The organism is Erwinia sp. LJJL01, assembly GCF_047300805.2.
GTDB lineage: Bacteria > Pseudomonadota > Gammaproteobacteria > Enterobacterales > Enterobacteriaceae > Erwinia > Erwinia aphidicola.
The window spans coordinates 4,061,021-4,085,759 of sequence record NZ_CP178576.1; the positions used below are offsets into that span (position 1 = coordinate 4,061,021).

At 54.1% G+C, this 24,739-nt stretch carries 23 protein-coding genes; 16 read left to right on the plus strand and 7 right to left on the minus strand.

Annotation, left to right across the window (positions count from 1 at the left end; all coding sequences use genetic code 11):
- Positions 1–84: 84 nt before the first annotated feature.
- Together rnm and ACLI4M_RS20055 are read left to right on the plus strand one after the other, a co-directional pair.
- Positions 85–960 (plus strand): RNase RNM, encoded by an 876-nt coding sequence (gene rnm, locus ACLI4M_RS20050; RefSeq protein WP_133623746.1) that lies wholly within the window; start codon positions 85–87, stop codon positions 958–960.
- 33 nt (positions 961–993) lie between these two features.
- Positions 994–1,614: an L-threonylcarbamoyladenylate synthase gene (locus tag ACLI4M_RS20055; RefSeq protein ID WP_048915951.1), complete on the plus strand. Its 621-nt coding sequence runs from the start codon at positions 994–996 to the stop codon at positions 1,612–1,614.
- Positions 1,615–1,669: 55 nt separating this feature from the next.
- Here ACLI4M_RS20055 and ACLI4M_RS20060 read toward each other — a convergent pair whose 3' ends face one another.
- Positions 1,670–2,296 carry a serine protease gene (locus tag ACLI4M_RS20060; protein ID WP_396018873.1) on the minus strand — a complete coding sequence of 209 codons (627 nt, stop codon included), beginning with the start codon at positions 2,294–2,296 and terminating at the stop codon, positions 1,670–1,672.
- A 963-nt stretch (positions 2,297–3,259) separates the two neighbouring features.
- Here ACLI4M_RS20060 and rluB point away from each other — a divergent pair.
- On the plus strand, positions 3,260–4,171 hold the full coding sequence (rluB, locus tag ACLI4M_RS20065; protein ID WP_048915952.1) for a 23S rRNA pseudouridine(2605) synthase RluB: 912 nt from the start codon (positions 3,260–3,262) through the stop codon (positions 4,169–4,171).
- 45 nt (positions 4,172–4,216) lie between these two features.
- Here rluB and cobO read toward each other — a convergent pair whose 3' ends face one another.
- Complete coding sequence (gene cobO / locus ACLI4M_RS20070; RefSeq protein WP_099754614.1) at positions 4,217–4,807, minus strand: cob(I)yrinic acid a,c-diamide adenosyltransferase; 591 nt, start codon at positions 4,805–4,807, stop codon at positions 4,217–4,219.
- The gene (locus ACLI4M_RS20075; RefSeq protein WP_133623745.1) at positions 4,807–5,568 is read right to left on the minus strand and encodes a YciK family oxidoreductase; all 762 of its coding nucleotides are present in this window, start codon (positions 5,566–5,568) and stop codon (positions 4,807–4,809) included. The genes cobO and ACLI4M_RS20075 overlap by 1 nt, the downstream gene beginning before the upstream one ends.
- A gap of 226 nt (positions 5,569–5,794) precedes the next feature.
- Here ACLI4M_RS20075 and sohB point away from each other — a divergent pair, with 226 nt between their 5' ends.
- Positions 5,795–6,844, plus strand: a complete 1,050-nt coding sequence (sohB, locus tag ACLI4M_RS20080; RefSeq protein WP_048915955.1) for a protease SohB — start codon at positions 5,795–5,797, stop codon at positions 6,842–6,844.
- A gap of 41 nt (positions 6,845–6,885) precedes the next feature.
- Here sohB and ACLI4M_RS20085 read toward each other — a convergent pair whose 3' ends face one another.
- The gene (locus ACLI4M_RS20085; protein WP_048915956.1) at positions 6,886–7,134 is read right to left on the minus strand and encodes a DUF2498 family protein; all 249 of its coding nucleotides are present in this window, start codon (positions 7,132–7,134) and stop codon (positions 6,886–6,888) included.
- A 409-nt stretch (positions 7,135–7,543) separates the two neighbouring features.
- On the opposite strand from ACLI4M_RS20085, the gene topA reads away from it, so the two are divergent.
- The 5 genes from topA (at position 7,544) to acnA (ending at position 15,481) form a co-directional block, all read left to right on the plus strand.
- Positions 7,544–10,144: a type I DNA topoisomerase gene (gene topA, locus ACLI4M_RS20090; protein ID WP_048915957.1), complete on the plus strand. Its 2,601-nt coding sequence runs from the start codon at positions 7,544–7,546 to the stop codon at positions 10,142–10,144.
- A 349-nt stretch (positions 10,145–10,493) separates the two neighbouring features.
- A complete protein-coding gene (gene cysB, locus ACLI4M_RS20095; RefSeq protein ID WP_048915959.1) occupies positions 10,494–11,468 on the plus strand; it encodes an HTH-type transcriptional regulator CysB in 975 nt (324 codons plus the stop codon).
- Positions 11,469–11,970: 502 nt separating this feature from the next.
- On the plus strand, positions 11,971–12,129 hold the full coding sequence (locus ACLI4M_RS20100) for a YmiA family putative membrane protein (protein WP_099754619.1): 159 nt from the start codon (positions 11,971–11,973) through the stop codon (positions 12,127–12,129).
- A 2-nt stretch (positions 12,130–12,131) separates the two neighbouring features.
- Positions 12,132–12,296: an AraC family transcriptional regulator gene (locus tag ACLI4M_RS20105; protein ID WP_099754620.1), complete on the plus strand. Its 165-nt coding sequence runs from the start codon at positions 12,132–12,134 to the stop codon at positions 12,294–12,296.
- A gap of 506 nt (positions 12,297–12,802) precedes the next feature.
- Positions 12,803–15,481, plus strand: coding sequence for an aconitate hydratase AcnA (gene acnA / locus ACLI4M_RS20110; RefSeq protein ID WP_133623744.1), 2,679 nt, complete (start codon positions 12,803–12,805; stop codon positions 15,479–15,481).
- 50 nt (positions 15,482–15,531) lie between these two features.
- Here the strand turns inward: acnA and ribA are convergent, their stop codons facing one another.
- Positions 15,532–16,122 (minus strand): GTP cyclohydrolase II, encoded by a 591-nt coding sequence (ribA, locus tag ACLI4M_RS20115; protein ID WP_048915961.1) that lies wholly within the window; start codon positions 16,120–16,122, stop codon positions 15,532–15,534.
- Positions 16,123–16,350: 228 nt separating this feature from the next.
- On the opposite strand from ribA, the gene pgpB reads away from it, so the two are divergent.
- From pgpB to yciH, 5 genes are all read left to right on the plus strand, one after another.
- Positions 16,351–17,124 (plus strand): phosphatidylglycerophosphatase B, encoded by a 774-nt coding sequence (gene pgpB, locus ACLI4M_RS20120; RefSeq protein WP_048915962.1) that lies wholly within the window; start codon positions 16,351–16,353, stop codon positions 17,122–17,124.
- A gap of 162 nt (positions 17,125–17,286) precedes the next feature.
- On the plus strand, positions 17,287–17,595 hold the full coding sequence (locus ACLI4M_RS20125) for a lipopolysaccharide assembly protein LapA domain-containing protein (RefSeq protein WP_133623743.1): 309 nt from the start codon (positions 17,287–17,289) through the stop codon (positions 17,593–17,595).
- Positions 17,596–17,601: 6 nt separating this feature from the next.
- Positions 17,602–18,771 carry a lipopolysaccharide assembly protein LapB gene (lapB, locus tag ACLI4M_RS20130; RefSeq protein ID WP_048915964.1) on the plus strand — a complete coding sequence of 390 codons (1,170 nt, stop codon included), beginning with the start codon at positions 17,602–17,604 and terminating at the stop codon, positions 18,769–18,771.
- A 266-nt stretch (positions 18,772–19,037) separates the two neighbouring features.
- Positions 19,038–19,754: an orotidine-5'-phosphate decarboxylase gene (gene pyrF / locus ACLI4M_RS20135; protein WP_133623742.1), complete on the plus strand. Its 717-nt coding sequence runs from the start codon at positions 19,038–19,040 to the stop codon at positions 19,752–19,754.
- A complete protein-coding gene (gene yciH / locus ACLI4M_RS20140; protein WP_133623741.1) occupies positions 19,754–20,080 on the plus strand; it encodes a stress response translation initiation inhibitor YciH in 327 nt (108 codons plus the stop codon). The genes pyrF and yciH overlap by 1 nt, the downstream gene beginning before the upstream one ends.
- Before the next feature lie 87 nt (positions 20,081–20,167).
- Here the strand turns inward: yciH and osmB are convergent, their stop codons facing one another.
- Positions 20,168–20,383: an osmotically-inducible lipoprotein OsmB gene (osmB, locus tag ACLI4M_RS20145; RefSeq protein ID WP_048915967.1), complete on the minus strand. Its 216-nt coding sequence runs from the start codon at positions 20,381–20,383 to the stop codon at positions 20,168–20,170.
- Between the two features lie 393 nt (positions 20,384–20,776).
- Between osmB and araD the strand changes: the two genes are divergently transcribed.
- Both araD and ACLI4M_RS20155 read left to right on the plus strand, forming a co-directional pair.
- Positions 20,777–21,475, plus strand: coding sequence for an L-ribulose-5-phosphate 4-epimerase (araD, locus tag ACLI4M_RS20150; protein ID WP_133623740.1), 699 nt, complete (start codon positions 20,777–20,779; stop codon positions 21,473–21,475).
- Positions 21,476–21,753: 278 nt separating this feature from the next.
- Positions 21,754–22,620 carry a crotonase/enoyl-CoA hydratase family protein gene (locus ACLI4M_RS20155; protein WP_048917952.1) on the plus strand — a complete coding sequence of 289 codons (867 nt, stop codon included), beginning with the start codon at positions 21,754–21,756 and terminating at the stop codon, positions 22,618–22,620.
- A 13-nt stretch (positions 22,621–22,633) separates the two neighbouring features.
- On the opposite strand, the gene pdeR is transcribed toward ACLI4M_RS20155, so the two are convergent.
- Positions 22,634–24,625, minus strand: a complete 1,992-nt coding sequence (pdeR, locus tag ACLI4M_RS20160; RefSeq protein WP_133623739.1) for a cyclic di-GMP phosphodiesterase — start codon at positions 24,623–24,625, stop codon at positions 22,634–22,636.
- Positions 24,626–24,739: the final 114 nt, after the last annotated feature.

The window sequence follows — 24,739 nt, forward strand, 5'->3', positions numbered from 1 at the left end:
GGCAAAAAAGTCAATACTCTTTTTCCCTCAGTGGCAAATGTCGGTATCATGCTGCGATACTTCCCCGCGTTTTCCGGAGCCGTTTTGACAGCAGTCGCCACCTCAGTCAGTTCTTTCCCTATTTACGATCTCCACAGCCACACTCGCGCTTCCGATGGTCTTTTGACCCCGGAGCAGCTGGTATTGCGGGCAGTAGAGCACCGTGTGGGCGTGCTGGCCATTACCGACCATGACACCACCGCAGGTATTTCAGCCGCGCGTGAGGCGATTGCTCAGCATCAATTGCCACTCCAGCTGATTAACGGTGTGGAAATCTCCACCCTGTGGGAAAACCACGAAATCCATATTGTTGGCTTGGGAATTGATATCGATCACCCGGTGATGGTGGCGTTTCTGGCGCAGCAGGCCGAGCGGCGCCTGGCGCGGGCGCAGCTGATTGCTGAGCGGCTGGAGAAGGCGCATATTCCCGGCGCGCTTGAGGGGGCGCTGGCGCTGGCCGAAGGCGGGGCGATTACCCGTGGTCACTTCGCCCGTTTTCTTATCGCGCAGGGCAAAGCAGACAACATGCAGCAGGTATTCAAAAACTACCTGGCGCGTGGCAAAACCGGCTATGCGCCGCCACAGTGGTGTACAATTAAACAAGCTATTGATGCTATTCATCATTCTGGCGGCCGTAGCGTGCTTGCCCATCCGGCGCGTTACGGGCTGTCGGCTAAGTGGCTGAAGCGCCTGCTGGCGCATTTCAGCGAGCAGGGTGGCGAAGCGATGGAAGTGGCGCAGTGCCAGCAGGCTCCGAACGAGCGCAGCCAGCTGGCGCGCTATGCACAGGATTATCAGCTGGCGGCGTCGCAGGGGTCTGACTTCCATCAGCCCTGTCCCTGGATTGAGCTGGGGAAAAAATTATGGCTACCTGGCGGTGTTGAAGCCGTGTGGCTAAGATTTCCTGAAATCGCACAATGAACCCGCGCAGAAAGCGCAGGTGAGAGGTTAGTTATGAGTCAATTTTTCTATATTCACCCGGATAATCCCCAGCCGCGCCTGATCAAGCAGGCGGTGGAGATGTTGAACAAAGGCAGCGTCATCGTGTATCCCACCGATTCCGGTTATGCGCTGGGCTGCAAGCTGGAAGATAAGAACGCGATGGAGCGTATCTGCCGCATCCGTCAGCTGGATGGTAACCACAACTTTACCCTGATGTGCCGCGATCTGTCTGAGCTGTCTACCTATGCTCACGTAGACAACACGGCATTTCGCCTGATCAAAAACAACACGCCGGGCAACTACACTTTTATACTCAAGGCGACCAAAGAAGTGCCGCGTCGTCTGATGAGCGAAAAGCGTAAAACCATCGGCCTGCGCGTGCCGTCTAACCCCATTGCGCTGGCGCTGCTGGAAGCGCTGAATGAGCCGATGATGTCGACGTCGCTGATGCTGCCCGGCAATGACTTCACCGAGTCGGATCCGGAAGCTATTCAGGATGAGATCGGCAAAATTGTCGACCTGATTATACACGGCGGTTATCTTGGGCAGCAGCCGACGACCGTTATCGATTTAACGGAAAATACGCCGGAAGTGATCCGTGAAGGCGTGGGCGATATTCAACCCTTCCTTTAAGTACAATTAACAGGCTCTGAAGCGTGAGCCTGTTATTATTTATCGTTTAGTGTTATCACGATGTAGATTTTTCCAGCCACTCTTTAAAATCCTGATACGGAATATACAGCGAGACATCCTTAAGCGGAACTGGAGATTTCTTCGGTCGTTTTAACTCATTCGTAAAGCCAATAATGACGCCGCCGATGGTATCATCGCTGTTATAAACGGCGCCGCCGGACATCCCTTTCACCACGCCGGCATTCGATGCCATTGCCACGCACGGGCGCTTATTCCACTCATTACGTATCCCGGTCAGCGTGAGATTAACGCCGGATGATTCAACCGGCATGGCGGAAATAAAGCTGTAACCGTACATTTTAACCGACTCGCCGATTGCGCCATCGCGGAATTTCGGCAGGGTTTTAATGTCGTTCTTGTGGTAGATAATCGCGAGGTCGCAGTAAGGGTGGTAGGCCTTTACCTTCTGCACGGAGAGCTTGGCCACGTGCGCCGCAGTCAGGCTGTACTCAGGAGTGATAGGAATGCTGGTGCCGAGCGAACCGATACCGAGGACGGTCGGAATGCCGGTAAAATTCATATCTACACGTTTCATAGCTTCGCTGCTGTAGTCATATTTGCCTACAGAGCAGCCGCTCAGTATTAGCATAGCCAATACCGGCAGGGTCATTTTAATTTTCATAATTGTCACATTCTTGTCGGACACGTCAGTAAGATCCCTGGTGAGGAGTAATGACGTGTAATGCCGATGCTGACTATTTATCAGCGTATTTTAATGGGAACTTACGCTCCCGATTCGTGCCAACGAAGAAAATAAATCAAAGAATTTGTGTTACACGATGAACGTGTATTTATAATATAAATTTAACAATCTATTTATATGGCGCTCTTCTGCCTGAGTGAATTCTACACAAACTTATTAGCCAGGCAAATTAATTAAAGGTCAAAAAAGGTAAAAGTCTAAATCATCCAGCGTTAACTCAATCCACGATATTTATAAACTGACTATTTGATGTTGAAGCTAATGTATCTTTTACACTAACTCTGCTTTGCAGCATAAAAAACTGTGCTGTAAAAATAAAATGGTGCTTAAGACCATGAAACTGCATAAATGCAGGTTAGCAATCTGGATTCGTTCAGCGATGCTGGAGTATTTGCTGGCAGCCTAACGCTGGGGCGGCCTGTAGCGCTGTTAGCCATACAGAAATATGCCCGGGCAAGTCGCTGTATTTACGCTAATTTCAGCAGAATGAGAATGAAGTATCATGCCTGAACTGATTAGCATTTAACGTCTTAAAACGATAAGCCACTGTTAAATCTTATCAATGCAAAATGAAATGATTTCAACCGTAAACGTGCGCAAACCGGTCTCAGCATGCCGTAACGGCAAAAGATGCTGCCTGTGCGCCTCGCGACAGGGATGTATTCATGCCGGTGCCAGACTGCGCTACACCAAATCAGCAAACTCCGGCTATAGCGTTATGATTGGCAAGGCAGATAGTGTAGAATGCGCTTCCCTGAAAAAGCGGGTCGCGAAACAGCATGGCTGCCTGGGGTAGCAGGCTGATATTCGTGCGAATCTCCACTTTGATGGCACCATCTTACCAATTAATGACGCCTGGGAAGGCGACACAGAGGTAGCTCCATGAGCGACAAGAGCGAAAAGTTACAGAAAGTATTAGCACGCGCCGGGCACGGTTCCCGTCGTGAAATCGAAACCATGATCTCCGCCGGGCGCGTCAGCGTTGACGGCAAGCTGGCCACGCTGGGTGACCGCGTTGAGCCAAGCGCATCTATGAAAATCCGCATCGACGGTCACGTTGTGCCGGTCAGCGAATCCATCACTGAAGTCTGCCGCGTACTGGCTTATTATAAGCCGGAAGGCGAACTCTGCACGCGCAATGACCCGGAAGGGCGCCCGACGGTATTTGACCGTCTGCCAAAACTGCGCGGCGCGCGCTGGATTGCCGTTGGTCGTCTGGACGTTAACACCTGCGGTCTGCTGCTGTTCACCACCGACGGTGAGCTGGCTAACCGCCTGATGCACCCGAGCCGCGAAGTTGAGCGCGAATACGCCGTGCGCGTATTCGGCGCTGTCGACGACGATAAGATCAAACAGCTGAGCCGTGGTGTGCAGCTGGAAGATGGCCCGGCCGCGTTTAAAACGCTGAAGTTTACCGGTGGTGAAGGGATCAACCAGTGGTACAACGTTACGCTGACCGAAGGGCGTAACCGCGAAGTGCGCCGCCTGTGGGAAGCGGTTGGCGTGCAGGTCAGCCGTCTGATCCGCGTGCGTTACGGCGATATCGATCTGCCAAAAGGCCTGCCGCGCGGTGGCTGGACCGAGCTTGAGCTGGGGCCGACAAACTACCTGCGTGAGCTGGTGGGTCTGGATGCAGAAACCGTCAGCAAGGTCGCGGTGGAGAAAGATCGTCGTCGCACCAAGGCGAATCAGATCCGTCGCGCCGTTAAGCGCCATACTACGACGGCGAAAGCCAGCAAGCCAGGCAGCAATCGCCGCCCGACGAAGTCGTCCAAGCGCCAGCAGCAGGGCTAAACGACTGACAGGGGGCCGGGCATCATGCCCGGCCCCTTTTTTTTCCTACCAGTCAATTCCCTGCTGTGCCTGGATCCCGGCATCAAACGCATGCTTAACCGGGCGCATTTCACTGACCGTGTCCGCCAGCGCCAAAATCTCCCGATGACATCCGCGACCGGTAATGATGACGCTCTGATGAGCAGGGCGCTGCTGCAGGGCGGCAATCACTTCTTCCAGCGGCAGGTAGTCAAAACTCACCATGTAGGTCAGCTCATCCAGCACCACCAGGTCGAGAGTCGGATCCTGCAACATGCGTTTGCCGTGCTGCCAGACGGCCAGGCAGGCGGCGGTGTCCGTTGCACGATTCTGCGTATCCCAGGTAAAGCCGGTCGCCATCACCTGAAACTCGACGCCGTGCGGTTCCAGCAGATTGCGCTCGCCGTTTGGCCATTCGCCCTTGATAAACTGAATCACCCCGACGCGCTTCTGGTGGCCAACCGCCCGGCTGGCGGTGCCGAATGCCGCCGTGGTTTTCCCTTTGCCGTTGCCGGTAAATACCATCAGAATGCCGCGCACTTCGGTAGCCGCAGCGATGCGCGCATCAACCTGATCCTTCAGTTTTTGCTGCCGCTGCTGGTGGCGATCTTCGGCCATTATTCTGCCGCCCCGGGCTTGCGCCCCGGCTGGGCATCAAAGCTGGTGCCGGTTTTACGTTTGCTGTCATCACCCATCAGCCACAGATAGAGTGGCATAATGTCGGCGGGAGTTTTCAGCTTATTGGCATCTTCCTGCGGGAAGGCACTGGCACGCATTTTGGTGCGCGTGCCGCCGGGATTAATGCAGTTAACGCGAAGCTGGCGTGGGTCATACTCTTCTGCCAGCACCTGCATCATGCCTTCGGTGGCGAATTTGGACACTGAGTACGCCCCCCAGCCGGCGCGGCCCTGGCGGCCCACGCTGGAAGTGGTGAAGACCAGTGAAGCCCCCTCAGCTTTTAACAGCAGGGGCAGCAGCGCCTGCGTCAGGAAGAAGGTGCCGTCAATGTTGACGCGCATCACCTGCTGCCAGATAGCGGGATCCTGCTTATCCATCGGCACCACCTCACCGAGCACTCCGGCGTTGTGCAGCACGCCATCAAGTCGCGGCAGCTTTTCGGCAATAGCTTCTGCCAGCTGCTGGCAGCTTTGCGCCGTGGCGGTTTCCAGATCGAGGGTAAACCACAGTGCCGGAGCCTGACTGCGCTGGTTAACCTCGTCACAAACCTGTTGCAGTTTTTCCGCATTGCGCCCCAGCAGAACCAGCTGAGCGCCATAGCGGGCATAGGTCAGCGCGGCTTCGCGGCCAATGCCGTCGCTGGCCCCGGTGACAAGAATAATACGGTTATTGAGCAGATCGCTTTTCGGTTGATAGTGCACAAAGAATTCCTCTGGCGATGGGGGGATTTCCGCAGGGCGGCTGATAGTATCGCCTGTTGTAAACCCTTGCGCGGACTGAATAAAGTGATTTATGCCTGAAAAAGTGGGTGAGTTCAATCAGCGCTTTAGCATATTCATGTGCTGTTACCGGGTTACAGGCGACTCAACGCGGGGACTCCGCTACACTAGAGCTATCTATAACATAATGTAAATTAAGGCGGATTGAGTGGATCTACTCTCTTATTATGGACTCTTCCTGGCAAAAACCGTCACCGTGGTGATTGCTATCGTGGCAATTGCGGTGGTGATCGCCAACCTTGCGCTGCGCAAACGCGCGCAGAATGGCCAGCTCAAGCTTACTCAGCTGGGCGAGAAGTACAGTGATATGCAGGACGATATGCGCCTGGCGAAGATGAAGCCGCATCAGCAAAAACAGTGGCACAAAGAGCAGAAGAAAAAAGAGAAGCTGACGGCGAAAACGGCCAAACAGCAGGCGAAGCTGGGCCGCCCGGAAGAGAAAGCCAAATCCACGCTGTACGTGCTCGATTTTAAGGGCAGCATGGATGCCGGCGAAGTCTCTTCGCTGCGTGAAGAGGTTTCTGCGGTGATGGCGGTGGCAGCACCGGGTGACGAAGTCCTGCTGCGTCTTGAAAGCCCCGGCGGCGTAGTTCACGGTTATGGACTGGCTGCTTCACAGCTGCAGCGCTTGCGTGATAAGGGTATTCCGCTGACGGTAGCCGTGGACAAAGTCGCCGCCAGCGGCGGGTATATGATGGCCTGCGTGGCGGACCGTATCGTCGCCGCACCATTTTCCATTATCGGTTCCATCGGCGTGGTGGCGCAGATCCCTAACTTCAACCGCCTGCTCAAGCGCAATGAAATTGACGTTGAGCTGCACACCGCCGGCGAGTTCAAGCGTACCCTGACGCTGTTTGGTGAAAACACCGAAGAAGGGCGTGAAAAATTCCGCGAAGATCTTAATGAAACCCACCTGCTGTTTAAACAGTTCGTGCATCAGATGCGCCCAACGCTGGATATCGACAGCGTGGCGACCGGGGAACACTGGTACGGCACCCAGGCGCTGGAGAAGGGACTGGTGGATGCGATTGGCACCAGTGACGATCTGATCATCGATCGGATAGAGAAACATCAGGTGATCGGCGTGCGCTATGCGCGGCGCAAAAGCATGATGGACCGCTTTACCAACAGCGCCACGCTGAGCGTTGAACGCCTGCTGCTGCGTATCTGGCAGCGCGGTGAAAAACCGCTGCTGTAACTGCCACGGTTTACCCTGCTTAACGCCCGCACCCGCGGGCGTTATTTTTCCAGCCGGTAGCGCGCCGAGAGATTCACCGCCAGCGCTTTATAGACGTTAAACACCGTGGTGCTCTTTGCCGTCGCCAGGCCCTGGTCATCAAGATAGTAGTTGCCGCGAAATACCAGGACGTCTCCCTTCTGCTCGACATCATCAACGCTCAGGCCTGTGAAATAGTCTGGATGGTTGACGATCATTTCCCGGGCCAGCGCCAGCAGATGTTCACGATTGACGGCTTGCTGTTGTGACATGGTCCTTTTCCTTCTTTATATAGTCATTTTCTGGCCGCTATTGTACGCCAGCCCCTTAAATCCGCAATCTTTGTGGTGATATACAAAAGTGACTCTTTTTTCTTAGTTTTCTGGCGTAAATGGGGCATGGATGCTAATTAAGTTGCGTAACAGATTTTATCAGGTAGAGTGTGGGCGTTTCGGGTTCCGGGCGTAAAACAGACTTTACGCCTTGTTAGAGATTCGCTTAACAGGTAGTAAAAAGTACCGTTAATCAACGTGTTGTAACGTCAGATTTCGCACTGGAATTGATGAAAAAGTTGTTCGGGTTGAATTCATTTTCCCCAATAACCCTATCCTTAGTGCGCTGCGTAGCTTCAGGAAGACGGCACAACTTACTCTCGGACGTTTTAATCAGGTAAAGGTAACTATGGGAAAAGCTCTCGTAATAGTTGAGTCCCCGGCAAAAGCCAAAACGATCAATAAATATCTCGGTAATGACTACGTGGTGAAATCCAGCGTGGGTCACATCCGTGATTTGCCGACAAGTGGATCAACAGTTAAAAAGAGCGCTGACTCTACAACCAGTAAAACCGGCAAGAAGGTCAAAAAAGACGAAAAGACTGCCCTCGTTAACCGTATGGGCGTCGATCCTTATCACGGCTGGGATGCGAATTATCAAATCCTGCCAGGTAAGGAAAAGGTCGTTGCTGAACTGAAAGCACTGGCCGAAAAAGCTGACCACATCTATCTCGCAACGGACCTTGACCGCGAAGGGGAGGCCATTGCATGGCACCTGCGGGAAGTGATCGGTGGCGATGAATCACGCTACAGCCGCGTGGTGTTTAACGAAATTACCAAAAACGCTATCCAGCAGGCATTTGAAAAGCCGGGTGAGCTGAATATTGACCGCGTCAATGCTCAGCAGGCACGCCGCTTCATGGACCGTGTGGTCGGTTATATGGTCTCCCCGCTGCTGTGGAAAAAAGTCGCACGCGGCCTTTCTGCGGGGCGCGTGCAGTCAGTCGCCGTTCGCCTGGTGGTTGAGCGTGAACGTGAGATCAAAGCATTCGTCCCGGAAGAGTACTGGGATCTGAATGCCGACCTGACTACGCCGAAAGGCGTTGACCTGCCAATGCAGGTGACTCATCAGGCCGACAAACCGTTCCGCCCGGTTAATCGTGAGCAGACTTATGCTGCCGTTAGCCTGCTGGAAAAAGCCCGCTACGTGGTGGCCGACCGCGAAGACAAGCCAACCAGCAGTAAGCCAGGCGCACCCTTTATTACCTCTACGTTGCAGCAGGCGGCAAGTACCCGCCTTGGCTTCGGCGTGAAGAAAACCATGATGATGGCGCAGCGTCTGTATGAAGCGGGTCATATCACCTATATGCGTACTGACTCTACCAACCTGAGCCAGGATGCGGTGGGCATGGTGCGTGGCTACATTGAGGATGAATTTGGCGCGAAATACCTGCCGAAAGCCGCCAATGTTTACAGCAGTAAAGAGAACTCTCAGGAAGCGCACGAGGCCATCCGTCCTTCGGATGTCAAAGTGCAGTCTGAGCAGCTAAAAGATATGGAAACGGACGCGCAGAAGCTGTATCAGCTGATCTGGCGCCAGTTCGTGGCCTGTCAAATGATGCCAGCGCAGTACGACTCTACAACACTTACCGTAGAAGCAGGCGATTTCAAACTGAAGGCCAAAGGGCGCACGCTGCGCTTTGACGGCTGGACGCGGGTAATGCCGGCGCTGCGTAAAGGTGATGAAGATCGCGTACTGCCACCGGTTGAAGTAGGCAGCGAGCTGAGCCTGCAGCAGTTGGTACCCAGCCAGCACTTCACTAAGCCACCGGCGCGTTTCAGCGAAGCTTCGCTGGTGCGTGAGCTGGAAAAACGCGGTATTGGTCGTCCTTCTACTTATGCTTCGATCATCTCAACGATTCAGGATCGTGGCTATGTGAAAGTGGAAAGCCGCCGCTTCTACGCTGAGAAAATGGGCGAGATCGTCACTGACCGTCTGGAAGAGAACTTCCGTGAGCTGATGAATTACGACTTCACCGCGCACATGGAAGACAATCTCGATAAAGTAGCGAACAACGAAGCGCAGTGGAAAGCCGTGCTGGACAAGTTCTTTGGCGAATTCAGCCAGCAGCTTGAGCAGGCAGAGAAAGACCCGGAAGAGGGCGGCATGCAGCCGAACCAGATGGTGTTGACCTCTATTGACTGCCCGACCTGTAGCCGTCAGATGGGTATCCGTACCGCCAGTACCGGGGTGTTCCTCGGCTGTTCCGGCTACGCGCTACCGCCGAAAGAGCGCTGTAAGCAGACCATTAACCTGATCCCAGAGAATGAAGTACTGAATATTCTCGAAGGGGATGATGCGGAAACTAACGCGCTGCGCGCCCGCCGCCGCTGCCAGAAGTGTGGCACCGCGATGGACAGCTACCTGATCGACCCCTCGCGCAAGCTGCACGTCTGTGGTAACAACCCGGAATGTGACGGTTACGAGATCGAGCAGGGCGAGTTCCGCATTAAGGGGTACGACGGGCCAATCGTTGAGTGTGAAAAATGCGGCTCTGAAATGCACCTGAAAATGGGGCGCTTCGGCAAGTACATGGCCTGCACCAACGACGACTGTAAAAACACGCGTAAAATTCTGCGCAACGGCGAAGTGGCGCCACCGAAAGAAGATCCGGTGCCGTTACCTGAGCTACCGTGTGAGAAGTCAGACGCTTACTTCGTGCTGCGTGACGGCGCGGCGGGCGTATTCCTTGCGGCGAATACCTTCCCTAAATCGCGTGAAACCCGCGCGCCGCAGGTTGAAGAGCTGCAACGCTTCCGTGACCGGCTGCCCGAAAAGCTGCGTTACCTGGCCGATGCTCCGGCAACGGATGCCGATGGCAACAAAGCCGTGGTACGCTTCAGCCGTAAAACAAAACAGCAGTATGTCAGCACCGAGAAAGACGGCAAAGCCACCGGCTGGTCCGCCTTCTATGTTGACGGTAAGTGGGAAGTGAGCGCGAAGAAATAATTTCTTGCTTCCCCCAGTGAGCGAGCCGCCTCGTGCGGTTCGCTCACGCTTCATCTTCCTCACGCTTTCCCCTTCCGATGCTATACATATCCCACTTTTTTGATATAGTTGTTATAGATAGCACCTTTCTTATTATTAATTCGCATTATAACCTTCATTCTTGAAGCTGTGACTTCGTTAGCTGCGTGTATACGCCCTGGTCACTTACTACAGTAAGCTCCCAGGGACTAATACACTTGCCGCCTTGCCACACCTCCAATTATTTTGGTTATAGACCGTTAACCTGACGCAGTTTCCTTATGCTGCCGGGGATTCGGCGCGTTGCTTCAAACCCTGGATGGAATGAAAAATGAAATTGCAGCAGCTGCGTTACATCGTTGAAGTGGTGAACCATAACCTCAACGTCTCTTCAACGGCCGAGGGCCTGTATACTTCACAGCCCGGCATCAGTAAGCAGGTGCGCATGCTGGAAGATGAGCTGGGCATCCAGATTTTCGCCCGCAGCGGTAAGCACCTGACTCAGGTCACGCCCGCCGGGCAGGAGATTATCCGCATCGCGCGTGAAGTCCTGTCAAAGGTTGATGCAATCAAATCCGTGGCGGGTGAACATACCTGGCCTGATAAAGGCTCACTGTACGTGGCGACCACGCATACGCAGGCGCGCTATGCACTGCCAAACGTGATTAAAGGCTTTATCGAACGCTATCCGCGCGTCTCGCTGCATATGCATCAGGGCTCGCCAACGCAGATTGCTGAGGCCGTGTCGAAGGGAAATGCCGACTTTGCCATTGCCACTGAAGCTCTGCATCTTTACGACGATTTGATCATGCTGCCGTGCTATCACTGGAACCGTGCCATTGTCGTCACGCCTGACCATCCGCTGGCGGCGAAGAGCAAAGTGTCGATTGAAGAACTTGCAGAATATCCATTAGTCACCTACACCTTCGGTTTTACGGGCCGTTCAGAACTGGACACGGCGTTTAACCGTGCCGGGCTGACCCCACGGATTGTCTTTACTGCAACCGATGCTGACGTGATAAAAACCTATGTCCGGCTGGGACTGGGGGTAGGGGTAATTGCCAGTATGGCGGTGGACCCCGTATCCGATCCTGACCTGGTGAGAATTGAAGCGACCGACGTCTTTAGCTACAGCACCACCAAAATTGGCTTCCGCCGCAGCACCTTCCTGCGCAGCTATATGTATGACTTCATCCAGCGCTTTGCGCCGCATCTGACGCGTGATGTTGTTGATACTGCTGTAGGTTTACGCTCGAATGAAGATATTGAAGCGATGTTCAAAGACATCAAGCTGCCGGCAAAGTAGTAACCCACAATATTATTGATGATATAAGTGGGCCGCTTGCGGCCCACTTTTTTTATGATTGGTGCCACCGATTACTGCAAACGTTAACCCCATTTCATTATTTTTTCGTAAATGAAACATGTATCACATGTTCCTTCATTGTTATTTCTTAAATGAGAAACAGTACACACTTTTCATTGTCGCTCTTTGCGCCAGGATAGGATGATTCTCATACTCTAGTTAAAAGGAGTGGAGATCGCCTGTGGCCTGAGGCGTGCTAAATTTATCTCTAATTTAGGCTGGACCTAATAGAGGGGCCAATGCAACCAGTTTGGGTTAAGGAGTAATTATTCCCCTTAAGTTAACTTAGCGTTTTTAATTAATCTTTTTGATGCTTGATAAATCCTGTTAATCGTTTTGTTCAATAAAAATTACTGGATTTTGCAACACAGAATGTTTAGGATTCATCCTAATTTCTGATTGGTTCAAACAATCGTTTTAATGAGAGTGATTATCAAAAACTATGGCTACTAGATTATCTGTACAACCCGACTTCGGGGACAAAACCATCAAGGTTGAGCGTAACAGCAATCTGAAACGCAAAGCCTGGCTCACGGTATTCGCTGCTTCCTCATTGTTCTGGGTTGTGGTTGCTTTATCTGTCTGGCGTATTTGGGGGTAACAATGCAACTTGGACTGCACGATCGTAAAGCACAGCAGGTACGTAAAACCGAGCGTTTTTGCAAAGGCAAAAATGACACTCAGGATTCGATTCCAGCATCATGGAATCTGAATGAACTGCAGCGTAATTTTATTGAGTCAATGTTCGAAGACAAGAAAGCAAAATAAGTCACGACGTGACTATTTCCCAGGCAACCTTGCCGGGCATTATTATTAAAACAGATTCATTTAATCTTAAGACCGAACCACTGGTCAGGGCTTCTTGACGCCCAATTCTGATGGTAACGCCATCATTTAACGGTGAAATCCTTGTGGTAGATGCCGAGGATTTAATGCGGTACGTTTTGGTCAGCAGTGGCCTGAGAGAGAATATGATGAATTTAACCCAAATTACCTGGTTCAGTACCTGGACATTTTCAGCCCTGTTCTGGACTAGCGCGTTATGGCTTGCAATGGTGATGCGCTAATCGCGCCTTTAATTAAAAGCTTAGCGTAATAAACAATAACGCCCTGCTGACCTGTACAGCGGGGCGTTTTGTTTTTTAATTTTCATTTTGTTTCAGCTGTTGTCAATTAGTGTTGTTATCAAAACGTTGCTGCCGAGTTGTGCTATGTTTAATCAAACCTTGCAATCACTAAGGTTATGATTATTCGAGCGCACGAATGGAGGAGCAATGTCGACATTAAGCCAAATCAGTCAGGACACGCTGGAAGTCAACGATCAGCGCTACCATTTCTACAACCTCACGAAAGCACAATCAGAGCTGGGCGACATCAGCCGCTTACCCAAATCAATGAAAGTCCTGCTGGAGAACTTGCTGCGCTATCAGGATGGCGATTCCGTCACGGCGGAGGACATCAGCGCACTTGCCGGCTGGCTTAAAGACGCCCATGCCGACCGGGAAATAGCCTATCGCCCGGCACGAGTTTTAATGCAGGACTTTACTGGAGTGCCGGCGGTGGTCGATCTTGCGGCCATGCGCGAGGCGGTTAAGCGTCTCGGCGGTGATGTTGCCAAAGTCAATCCACTGTCGCCCGTCGATCTGGTCATCGACCACTCCGTCACCGTGGACCACTTTGGCGACGACGACGCGTTTGAAGAGAACGTGCGCCTGGAGATGGAGCGCAACCACGAGCGCTACGTGTTCCTGCGCTGGGGGCAGAAAGCCTTTAACCGCTTCAGCGTGGTGCCGCCCGGCACCGGTATTTGTCACCAGGTAAACCTTGAGTATCTCGGCCAGGCCGTCTGGCACGAAGAACAAAATGGCCGCCAGGTCGCTTACCCCGACACGCTGGTCGGCACTGATTCGCACACCACGATGATCAATGCGCTCGGCGTACTGGGCTGGGGCGTTGGCGGCATTGAAGCCGAGGCGGCGATGCTCGGTCAGCCGGTGTCGATGCTGATCCCGGATGTAGTGGGCTTCAAATTGACCGGCAAGCTGAAAGCGGGGATCACCGCCACCGACCTGGTGTTAACCGTTACGCAGATGCTGCGCAAGCACGGGGTGGTTGGTAAGTTCGTGGAGTTCTATGGCGACGGGCTGGATGACCTGCCGCTGGCCGACCGTGCGACCATTGCCAATATGGCGCCAGAATATGGCGCAACCTGCGGCTTCTTCCCGGTCGATGACATCACCCTCAGTTATATGACGTTGACCGGGCGCAGCAGCCAGCAGATTGCGCTGGTCGAGGCCTACGCGAAAGCGCAGGGGCTCTGGCGTAACACCGGGGACGAACCGGTGTTCACCAGCAGCCTGGCGCTGGATATGGGCGTGGTTGAGTCCAGCCTCGCCGGACCGAAGCGCCCGCAGGACCGTGTGGCCCTTGGCGATGTGCCTGCTGCCTTCCGCGCCAGTAATGAACTGGAAGTGAATCGCGCGCAGAAAGATCATAAAGCCATTACTTACCGCGACAGCCACAGCGGGCAAGAATATCAACTGGAAGACGGTGCGGTGGTCATCGCCGCTATCACTTCCTGTACCAATACGTCAAACCCTAGCGTGCTGATGGCCGCCGGCCTGCTGGCGAAAAAAGCCGTGTCGCTTGGGCTGAAACCAAAACCGTGGGTTAAGGGTTCACTGGCACCTGGCTCCAAAGTGGTGTCTGACTATCTGGCCAGCGCGGGGCTGACGCCCTATCTCGATAAGCTTGGCTTTAACCTTGTCGGCTATGGCTGTACCACCTGCATCGGTAACTCGGGTCCGCTACCTGCAGAGATTGAGAGCGCGATTAAGCAGGGCGATCTCACCGTGGGCGCCGTGCTGTCCGGCAACCGTAATTTTGAAGGGCGCATTCATCCGTTTGTGAAAACCAACTGGCTGGCATCACCACCGCTGGTTGTCGCCTATGCGCTGGCGGGCAATATGACCCTGAATCTGCACAGCGATCCTATCGGCGAAGATACCACCGGCAAACCCGTTTACCTGAAAGATATCTGGCCGTCGCCGGAAGAGATTGCTGAGGCGGTACAGATGGTATCGACCGATATGTTCCTTAAGGAGTATGCCGAAGTCTTTGAAGGCACGCCGGAGTGGCAGCAGATCAAAGTCAGTGAGGCGGCGACCTATGACTGGGATGAGGGCTCTACTTATATTCGTCTCTCGCCGTTCTTTGATGACATGGGCAAAGAGCCGAAGCAGGTGCAGGATATTCACGGCGCGCGCGTACTGGCAATGCTGGGAGACTCGGTGACCACTGACCATATTTCGCCTGCGGGCAGCATCAAGGCGGACAGCCCTGCCGGGCGCTACCTGCTGGAGCATGGCGTGGAGCGCACGGACTTTAACTCCTACGGTTCGCGCCGTGGTAATCACGAAGTCATGATGCGCGGAACCTTCGCCAATATTCGCATCCGCAATGAAATGGTGCCGGGCGTGGAAGGGGGCATGACCCGCTTTATCCCGGGTAATGAGCAGATGGCGATTTATGATGCCGCTATGCGCTATCAGCAGCAGGGTACGCCACTGGCGGTGATTGCGGGTAAAGAGTACGGCTCCGGTTCCAGCCGCGACTGGGCAGCGAAAGGCCCGCGTTTGCAGGGCGTGCGCGTCGTCATTGCTGAGTCGTTCGAACGTATCCACCGCTCGAATCTGATTGGTATGGGTATTCTACCGCTGGAGTTCCCGCAGGGCGTAACCCGCAAGACGCTGAAGTTGACCGGGGATGAACTGATCGATGTCCACGACCTCAACCAACTGCAGCCGGGAGGGAGCGTCAAAGTGACCTTAACCGGCGTGGATGGGGCTAAGGAAGTGCTGGAGATGCGCTGTCGTATTGATACCGGTAATGAGCTGACCTATTACCAGAATGACGGCATTCTGCACTATGTGATCAGGAATATGCTGGATTAGCGCGAGTCAGAAGAGAGAGCGGGCCAGGACAGGCCCGCTTTTTTTTGCACTTATTTGGATAACAAATGGCCCATTTTGGCGGCTTTGGTATCCAGATAGTGGGCATTTTTCGGGTTGCGCCCGACGATCAGCGGAACGCGCTCGACGATGTTGATCCCGGCTTCGCTGAGGATCTCCACCTTGCGCGGATTGTTGGTCAACAGGCGAACTTCTTCCACGCCCAGCAGCTTAAACATATCGGCGCACGGGGTGAAGTCACGCTCATCAGCGGCAAAACCGAGCTGGTGGTTAGCTTCAACCGTGTCGTAGCCTTTATCCTGTAGCGCATATGCGCGGATCTTGTTCAGCAAGCCGATATTGCGGCCTTCCTGACGGTGGTAAAGCAGAATGCCGCGGCCAAGTTCGGCAATCTGCGCCATCGCGGCTTCCAGCTGGAAACCACAGTCACAGCGCAGGCTGAACAGGGCATCGCCAGTCAGGCATTCAGAATGAACGCGGGCCAGCACCGGTTTGTTATCAGATATATCGCCATAAACCAGGGCAACGTGGTCATGACCGGTTGCCAGTTCTTCAAAACCGACCATGAGGAAATCTCCCCATGGCGTGGGCAGATTGGCTTCTGCCACCCGTTTAAGCTGCATGTGACTCTCCAGAAACTTCAGGTAGTACGCTATCATCAGATAGCGCTTTGTCAGTCGCCTGACGCAAACAATCCCTCTATTTTGCCACAACACAGGCCGGGGCGGTTAACACGTTAGAGCGATTGTTGTAATACAGCACAAATATCATAAGTACTATCCTTATGTTATTATTTTTTAAGATAATCTTATTACATTGTTGTCAATCAGAGATGCGTAAAAGGAACAAGAATGGCTGATATCGTTAAACGCACCACCCTCGGCGCACTGCTGTTACTGATTATGCCGCTTGGCGTGATGCTATCTGGCTGGCAGTGGCAGCCGGGCGAAATGGGAATAGGCCATCTGGTTCTGTTTTGGTTCACCGAAACGGTCACCAGCCCGTGGGGCACGCTGACCAGCGCGGTTTTGTGCATTTGGTTTCTCTGGTGCCTGCGTTTCCGCCTTAAACCTGCCATATTTTTATTAGCGATAATCATTGGCACGCTGCTGGCTGGTCAGTACACCAAAAGCGTGATTAAAGAGGGGGTGCAGGAGCCGCGCCCTTATGTGCTGTGGCTGGAAAAGACCCACGGCATCAATGAACGGCAGTTCTATGAGCAGAAGCGTAAGCAGCGCAGTGAGATGGTGCGCAGTGCGGTGGCGAACGATCCCCAGCTGCCCGAATGGCTGAAAAAGCACTGGGCGTTTGAAACCGGATTTGCGTTCCCTTCGGGTCACAGCATGTTCGCCGCCAGCTGGGCGCTGCTTGGCGTCGGGCTGCTATGGCCGCGTCGCCGCACCGTGACGATTGTTATCCTGATGGGGTGGGCGGTGACGGTGATGGGCAGCCGCCTGCTGCTCGGAATGCACTGGCCAATCGATCTCATCACCGCCACGCTGATTAGCTGGCTGTTTATCACTCTGGCAACCTGGCTGGCCCAGCGTTTCTGCGGCCCGCTCACCGTGCCGCCGCAGGAGCAGCAGGAAATAAGCGCGCGTGAAACCGAAGCGGATGGATTGTAAAGAGGGCATTTGACCCCATATCTTACTTTTCGCCGGCGCCGTGGCGAAGGAGAGTCAGGGCGCTGTTTCATGTTCTGCCGCGGTTTGCACTCATCAATGCAAGCATCAGGACGATTTTTTTGGCATAATTCATCTGCTTAACTCCGGCATATGGGACGAACTGTGAAATATTTGCTCATTTTTTTAGTGGTTCTGGCGATTTTCGTCATTTCGGTCACTCTTGGCACCCACAACAATCAGGTGGTGAACTTTAACTACCTGCTGGCACAGGGCGAATTCCGCATTTCAACGCTGCTGGCATCGCTGTTTGCGGTCGGTTTTCTGCTGGGCTGGGCGATCTGTGGGCTGTTCTGGCTGCGCGTGCGGGTTTCGCTGGCGCATGCTCAGCGTAAACTCAAACGAATTCAGCAGCAGCTCAGTACGGCTGAAAGCAACGTGACCTCGTCACAGCATCCTGCCGTCAAGGAATAACACTTTATGTTAGAGCTGCTCTTTCTGTTACTTCCCATCGCCGCCGCTTATGGCTGGTACATGGGGCGCAGAAGCGTGCAACAGGATAAGCAACAGGAGGCCAGCCGCCTGTCACGTGATTATGTCACTGGGGTGAACTTCCTGCTTTCTAACCAGCAGGACAAGGCCGTTGACCTGTTCCTCGATATGCTAAAAGAGGACAGCGGCACGGTTGAAGCACACCTGACCCTCGGTAACCTTTTCCGTTCGCGTGGCGAAGTCGACCGCGCCATTCGCATCCACCAGGCACTGATGGAAAGTGCTTCTCTGACCTACGATCAGCGCCTGCTGGCGATTCAACAGTTGGGCCGTGACTATATGGCTGCCGGTTTTTACGACCGGGCGGAGCAGATGTTTGGTCAGCTGATCGATGAAACTGATTTTCGCGTGAGCGCACTGCAGCAGCTGCTGGTGATCCATCAGGCAACCAGCGACTGGCCTAATGCGATCGAGGTCGCTGAGCGGCTGGTGAAGTTGGGTAAGGATCGCCTGCGGATGGAAATCGCCCATTTCTACTGTGAGCTTGCGCTACAGGCAATGGGGAGTGATGACCTTGACCGTGCGATGAACCTGCTGAAAAAAGGGGACTCTGCCGACCGCAACAGCGCCCGCGTCTCGATCATGATGGGGCGCATTCATATGGCGAAAGGCGAGTATGCCAAAGCGGTAGCGCACCTGCAGCGTGTTATCGAGCAGGATAAAGAGCTGGTCAGCGAGACGCTGGAAATGCTCGAAAGCTGCTACCAACACCTGGAACAACCGCAGGCGTGGGCCGACTACCTGCGTCGCTGCGTCGAAGAGAATACCGGCGCGTCAGCCGAGCTTTACCTTGCTGGCATCCTCGATCGGGAAGAGGGCGCGGAAGCCGCGCAGACCTACATCACCCGTCAGCTTCAGCGCCATCCGACCATGCGGGTGTTCCATCGCCTGATGGACTTTAATTTGCAGGAGGCCGAAGATGGCCGCGCGAAAGAGAGCCTGATGGTCCTGCGTGAGATGGTGGGCGAACAGATCCGCACCAAGCCACGCTATCGCTGCCATAAATGCGGGTTTACCGCCCATGCGCTTTACTGGCACTGCCCATCCTGCCGCGCCTGGTCATCGGTCAAACCTATCCGCGGCCTCGACGGCCAATAACCTTCTGTTTTTATTAGCTATCACCCTTTTTATTGTAGGGGCTGACCTTCTTTTCCGGTCAGCCCGTAAAAAGATTCTAAGCCTTATTAGTTACAACATACTAACGCGTTTAGTTTAATAGCGGTTCCAGCCGCACCCGTACTCTCCTGTGCTTAACAGGGAAGGATAATTGTCAGCGTAAACTGTGAATTTCCCTGCGCTATAGGTAGAATGCTCCCCGTTTATCGTTTGCGCCGTGCGGTGCACCAATTAAAGAGGGTATATCCATGCTTTCACCTCAGGTTACCGGCTCACCGATTGTGGTCGCGTTAGATTATGCCGATCTCAATCGCGCAATGGCGTTTGTTGACCAGATTGAGCCCGGCAGCTGCCGCTTAAAAGTCGGCAAAGAGATGTTTACCCTGTTTGGTCCGCAGCTGGTGCGCGATCTCCAGCAGCGCGGGTTCGAGGTGTTTCTCGACCTCAAATTCCACGATATCCCCAACACTACCGCGCATGCCGTTGCCGCCGCAGCCGATCTCGGCGTATGGATGGTAAACGTGCATGCCAGCGGCGGGGCGCGGATGATGAACGCCGCGCGTGAAGCGCTGCTGCCAATGGGGAAAGATGCGCCGCTGCTGATTGCCGTAACCGTATTGACCAGCATGGATGCTGATGACCTGCGCGGCCTGGGCATTGAGCTGTCACCGGCAGAGCAGGCTGAGCGTCTGGCGCGCCTGACCCACCAGTGTGGTCTGGACGGCGTGGTCTGTTCGGCTCAGGAAGCCAGCCACTTCAAGCAGGCTATCGGACAGCAGTTCCGTCTGGTGACGCCTGGCATTCGCCCGGCAGGCAGCGATGCTGGCGATCAGCGCCGTATCATGACGCCCCAGCAGGCGGTGCAGGCTGGCGTCGACTATATGGTGATCGGTCGCCCGATTACCCAGTCCAGCGACCCGGCAGCAACGCTGCGTAACATTCTCAGCGAACTGCAGGGGGCATAATGGTCGATGATAACAGCCGCCTGGTTTACTCCACGGAGAGCGGGCGCATCGATGAGCCGAAAGCGGTGGTGCAGCGGCCAAAAGGCGACGGCATTGTGCGCATCCAGCGTCAGACCAGCGGCCGTAAGGGCAAAGGCGTCTGTCTGATCAGCGGAATTGACCTTGATGATGCGGAGCTGACAAAGCTGGCTGCCGAGCTGAAAAAGAGATGCGGCTGCGGCGGTGCGCTAAAGGATGGCATTATTGAGATCCAGGGGGATAAGCGCGATCTGTTGAAAACCCTGCTGGAAGGCAAAGGTTTTAAGGTCAAGCTGGCTGGCGGTTAATCGTTCGCTGCGCTGAAAAGAAAAGAAGGCCGCGATAAATCGCGGCCTTCTGCATGTAGATGTGCGTGCGGAGCCAATTTCTTATAGTTAGTCGACCTGATGGCCGATAATCCCACCAACGGCAGCGCCGCCTACGGTGCCGAGACCACTACCGTTGGTCAAAATTGACCCACCAATTGCACCGGCACCTGCACCGATGGCCGTATTACGATCGCGTTTCGACCAGTTTGAACAGGCGCTCAGGGAAAGAACTAACGTTGCTGCCAGTACGGCGGCGGTGATGCGTTTTGCATTGATTGACATTATGACTACTCCTTAGTTACAGCGTCAGAAATACCTCTCAAGTATAGAAGAGGGTTGGTACACAAGGCGCTTTTACTGGTGATTTATGTCACTGTTCAGGTAAATAGCGCTTAAAAATAGAACAATTTATTGTGCCATCCACCCGGCAGATGAAGATGAATCAGACCTTTAGGTCTCTAACTATCACCTGCGGCCAGAACAGATAAGCTAATTCTAGATATTGCTGAATATATTTACAGGTAAAAAATCTTAATTCCTACCAGACCTGGCTGTTATTGCTGCCGCAAATCGCAGTGAACAGCCGGAATCTGCCACTTATCCAGCGAATGCTTCCATACCCGCTTTGCCTCCTGCCGCTGACAATAAGTCAGATATCAACACGGAGATAACAGCATGCTGGAACAACTAAAGCAGCAGGTACTCGAGGCAAATCTGGCGCTGCCGCGTTATGGTCTGGTGACCTTTACCTGGGGCAACGTGAGCGCGATTGACCGCACGCAGGGCTTAATGGTGATTAAGCCTTCCGGGGTGAGCTACGAGGCGATGCAGCGTGACGATATGGTGGTGGTTGATGTGGCCAGCGGCGAAGCGATCGAAGGGAGTAAGCGCCCGTCGTCAGATACTGACACCCACCGTGCCCTCTATCTTGCCTGGCCGCAGATTGGCGGTATCGTTCACACCCATTCGCGTCACGCCACTATCTGGGCGCAGGCGGGGAGAGATCTCCCCGCATGGGGGACGACTCACGCCGATGATTTTTACGGCGCCATCCCTTGTACGCGCCAGATGCGCGCCGAAGAGATCGCCGAGCGCTATGAGTGGCAAACCGGGCAGGTCATTATTGAAACGCTGCAGCAGCGCAATATCGATCCTCTGGCGATCCCTGCTGTGCTGGTCAACTCGCATGGCCCGTTTACCTGGGGGAACAGCGCTGAAGCTGCGGTACACAGCGCCGTAGTACTGGAAGAAGTCGCCTACATGGGGATCTTCAGCCAGCAACTTACGCCGGAGTTGCCTGCGGTACAGCAGGTATTACTGGATAAACACTACCTGCGAAAACATGGAAAAAACGCGTACTACGGACAAGAGTAGTTAGCCCGTATCTCCGCCCGGTTGCCACTCTCGGGCGGCATCAGCGTGGCTAAAATCCGGCTTATCAGTGGCGAAATATTTCACTATACGCTGCAGTTGTCACCCCATCATATCGTTTTATTTTTAATCAATTATTTAACGCTATTGCATACTTAACTCAATTTCATCTGGCGTTTATCTGTTAATTTACCTTAAAAATCAAACGCCCTTTTAGCAGGGTCACACTCTGGATTAGGCTGGAGCTGCGTTTAACGCATAACTAATCAGAGGATAATAATATGACCGTTGTAAATCAGACTACCTGCAGGCTCTTTAGCGAAGCTGGACAAATGACTCAGCTCTCCGCCTACTACGAAGAAGAGCGTCGGACGATGTGGATGATGCTTCGTGCACAGCCGCGACCGAGCTTCAATCATCAGCTGATTGAGGAGATTATGAACCTCAGCTACGCCGCACAACGATCCGGGCTGAAGATCGATTTCTGGGTCACCGGTTCGCTGGTGCCGAGCATGTTCAACGCCGGTGGCGATCTGCGTTTCTTTGTCGAATCGATTAAAAACGGGCGTCGTGAAGCATTGCGATCGTATGCCCGCGCCTGCGTTGACTGCATTCATGCCGCCGCGCGCGGCTTTGATACCGGTGCGGTGACCATTGCGATGGTTGAAGGCAGTGCGTTAGGCGGCGGGTTTGAAGCCGCCCTGGCGCATCACTTTATTCTGGCGCAAAACAGCGCGCGCATGGGCTTTCCGGAGATTGCCTTTAATCTGTTCCCGGGGATGGGAGGCTACTCTCTGGTGGCGCGCCGTTCGGGGATGAGGCTGGCGGAAGAGCTGATCTGCGAAGGGGAGTCGCACACCGCAGAGTGGTTCGAAACTCGCGGCCTGGTCGATAAACTGTTCCAGCCGGGAGAGGGTTACCGCTGCACGCGTACCTTCATTGATACCCTGCAGCCGAAGCTAAACGGCGTGAGAGCGATGCTGAAAGCGCGTCAGCGCGTGCTGCAACTCACTCGGGCTGAACTGATGGATATCACCGAGGACTGGGTGGATTTCGCCTTCACGATTGAGCCGAAGGATATTGCCTACATGGAGCGACTGGTCCAGCTACAAAACCGCCACAGCGCACAGCTGCTGAAAGCGGGCTAACTGTTAACCCCCCTCAGGATGTGATCCCGGCATGATGCTGCGTGAGCCAGTGCTCGAGCTGTTCAGCGGGCATTGGCTTTGCGTACAGATAACCCTGACGAATATCAACGCCGTTCGCCATGACAAAGCGCGCTTCCTCTTCGGTTTCGATTCCTTCCGCAATCACTTGCAGATTCAGCGCTTTCGCTACGGCGACGATCGCCCGCACCAGCGACTGCGACACTTCCTGATGATTCACCCCGCGCACAAAACTCTGGTCAAGTTTGATAGCATCGATAGGCACCCGCGCCAGCTGAGACAGCGAGGAGTAGCCGGTACCGAAGTCATCCAGATGTACCGCCGCCCCCAGCGCCTGAAATTGCCCCATCAGCGCCAGCGCCAGCTGCTCATTTTCAATCAGGCAGCTCTCGGTCAGTTCAATATCAATCGGGCTGCTGTCCAGCCCGGCCTCATCGAGTGCCAGTTTTAAATCGGTATAAATACTCTGGTCAATCAGCTGCCGGGCGGAGACGTTAACCGCCACGCGCAGATTGATCCCCTGCTTGCGCCAGTTGAGCACCTGCTGCAGCGCGCTCAGCATCACCCAGCGCCCCAGAGGGATAATCAGGCCAGACTCTTCGGCATAAGAGATAAAGCTGTCAGGGCGCACCAGCCCGCGCTCTGGCGACAGCCAGCGCACCAGAGCCTCAACGCTGGTCACGCCGCCATCCGCATCAATCTTCGGCTGATAGTGCAGCACCAGCTGGTGTTGCTCCAGCGCTTTACGCAGATTGGTATCCAGCCACAAATACTCAAATACCCGCTGGTTCATCTCAGCGCAGAACAGGCAAAACTTACCGCGGCCATTCTCTTTGGCGGTGTACATTGCGGTATCGGCATTGCGGATCAGGCTTTCACGATCCTCACCATGCTGAGGGGCGAGGGCGATACCAATGGAGCAGCCGGTATAAACTTCGATCAGGCCGATACGGAAAGGCTGCTTCAGGCGTTCAAGGATCCGCGATGACATCGCTTCTAACACGGCCTGGCTGGTGTTCTCCGCCAGCACGATAAACTCATCACCGCCGAGGCGCGCCAGCGTCTGGTCCTTGTCCAGGCAGCTGAGAATAGCCAGTGAAACCGCCTGCAGCAGCTGATCGCCAAACATATGCCCGTAGGCATCGTTCACTTTTTTAAAGTTATCGAGGTCAAGATAGACCACACCAATCTGCTCACTGGTGCGTTTTTCCAGCGCTTCGGTAATTTCATGATTGATGGCGTTGCGGTTAGGCAGCCCGGTGATGTTATCGGTGTTGGCCAGCACGCGCAGGCGCTCCTGCGCGCGGCGCTCTTCGGTAATATCGGTGCCGGAACAGATCAGGAAGATTTCATTTTTGCCGCTGCCGCTGTGCACGAATTTGTTGCGGAACAGAAACAGCCGCTGGCCCTTTTTGGTTTTGATCCAGCGCTCAACCTCATACGAACTGCCTTCACGGAAAAAGCTGCTGATATTGCGTCGCGAGGCTGCCGCTTCCTGGCGCGACATAAACAGCTGGAAGACGTTGCGGCCGATAACTTCCTGCTCTTTCAGGCCGGTGTACTCTTCGCACAGGCGATTAAAACGCTGGATATGGCCCTGCTGATCGACAATCACAATCACCGAGTTAGCCTCGGAAACCACCTGTTCAGCAAAGGAGAGGCCCAGTACCAGATCGCGCGCCACTGAGGAAGTATCGCCCCAGGCTGAAGCCGTACCGGCCCACGCCACCTGGGAGACTTTCCTGCCAACCAGATGCATCGACAGGGAGTTACCGTACAGGGTAATCGTCAGATTAACGCTGGAGGTGATCACCGTCATCGCGCGGATCATATTAGCCTGAGGCGTGGTCAGAGGAACGGCGATATTGGTTTCACCGTCTTCATCTTCAGCAAATTGAATCGCATCACTATCAGCAGATAAACGCCAATGAGGGCTGCTGGTACCAAAGTACGCATACAACAGCGTCTGGCCCTGTTCATCGGTCATTTTTTGTCTCCCTCAGTGCTTCTTTACAGATGGTATCTTCTTATTTTAGCAACAGTATTCGGCAAACAAGAGAATCACAACACATAAGGGCAATATTTTTTCAAAGCGCTAAAT

Excerpts from the sequence above, each read along its gene's own strand:
- ACLI4M_RS20055 (WP_048915951.1), top strand. The coding sequence starts at position 994 with ATGAGTCAATTTTTCTATATTCACCCGGATAATCCCCAGCCGCGCCTG.
- ACLI4M_RS20060 (WP_396018873.1), bottom strand. The coding sequence starts at position 2,296 with ATGAAAATTAAAATGACCCTGCCGGTATTGGCTATGCTAATACTGAGC.
- rluB (WP_048915952.1), top strand. The coding sequence starts at position 3,260 with ATGAGCGACAAGAGCGAAAAGTTACAGAAAGTATTAGCACGCGCCGGG.
- cobO (WP_099754614.1), bottom strand. The coding sequence starts at position 4,807 with ATGGCCGAAGATCGCCACCAGCAGCGGCAGCAAAAACTGAAGGATCAG.
- ACLI4M_RS20085 (WP_048915956.1), bottom strand. The coding sequence starts at position 7,134 with ATGTCACAACAGCAAGCCGTCAATCGTGAACATCTGCTGGCGCTGGCC.
- topA (WP_048915957.1), top strand. The coding sequence starts at position 7,544 with ATGGGAAAAGCTCTCGTAATAGTTGAGTCCCCGGCAAAAGCCAAAACG.
- cysB (WP_048915959.1), top strand. The coding sequence starts at position 10,494 with ATGAAATTGCAGCAGCTGCGTTACATCGTTGAAGTGGTGAACCATAAC.
- ACLI4M_RS20100 (WP_099754619.1), top strand. The coding sequence starts at position 11,971 with ATGGCTACTAGATTATCTGTACAACCCGACTTCGGGGACAAAACCATC.
- ACLI4M_RS20105 (WP_099754620.1), top strand. The coding sequence starts at position 12,132 with ATGCAACTTGGACTGCACGATCGTAAAGCACAGCAGGTACGTAAAACC.
- acnA (WP_133623744.1), top strand. The coding sequence starts at position 12,803 with ATGTCGACATTAAGCCAAATCAGTCAGGACACGCTGGAAGTCAACGAT.
- ribA (WP_048915961.1), bottom strand. The coding sequence starts at position 16,122 with ATGCAGCTTAAACGGGTGGCAGAAGCCAATCTGCCCACGCCATGGGGA.
- pgpB (WP_048915962.1), top strand. The coding sequence starts at position 16,351 with ATGGCTGATATCGTTAAACGCACCACCCTCGGCGCACTGCTGTTACTG.
- lapB (WP_048915964.1), top strand. The coding sequence starts at position 17,602 with ATGTTAGAGCTGCTCTTTCTGTTACTTCCCATCGCCGCCGCTTATGGC.
- pyrF (WP_133623742.1), top strand. The coding sequence starts at position 19,038 with ATGCTTTCACCTCAGGTTACCGGCTCACCGATTGTGGTCGCGTTAGAT.
- yciH (WP_133623741.1), top strand. The coding sequence starts at position 19,754 with ATGGTCGATGATAACAGCCGCCTGGTTTACTCCACGGAGAGCGGGCGC.
- osmB (WP_048915967.1), bottom strand. The coding sequence starts at position 20,383 with ATGTCAATCAATGCAAAACGCATCACCGCCGCCGTACTGGCAGCAACG.
- araD (WP_133623740.1), top strand. The coding sequence starts at position 20,777 with ATGCTGGAACAACTAAAGCAGCAGGTACTCGAGGCAAATCTGGCGCTG.
- ACLI4M_RS20155 (WP_048917952.1), top strand. The coding sequence starts at position 21,754 with ATGACCGTTGTAAATCAGACTACCTGCAGGCTCTTTAGCGAAGCTGGA.
- pdeR (WP_133623739.1), bottom strand. The coding sequence starts at position 24,625 with ATGACCGATGAACAGGGCCAGACGCTGTTGTATGCGTACTTTGGTACC.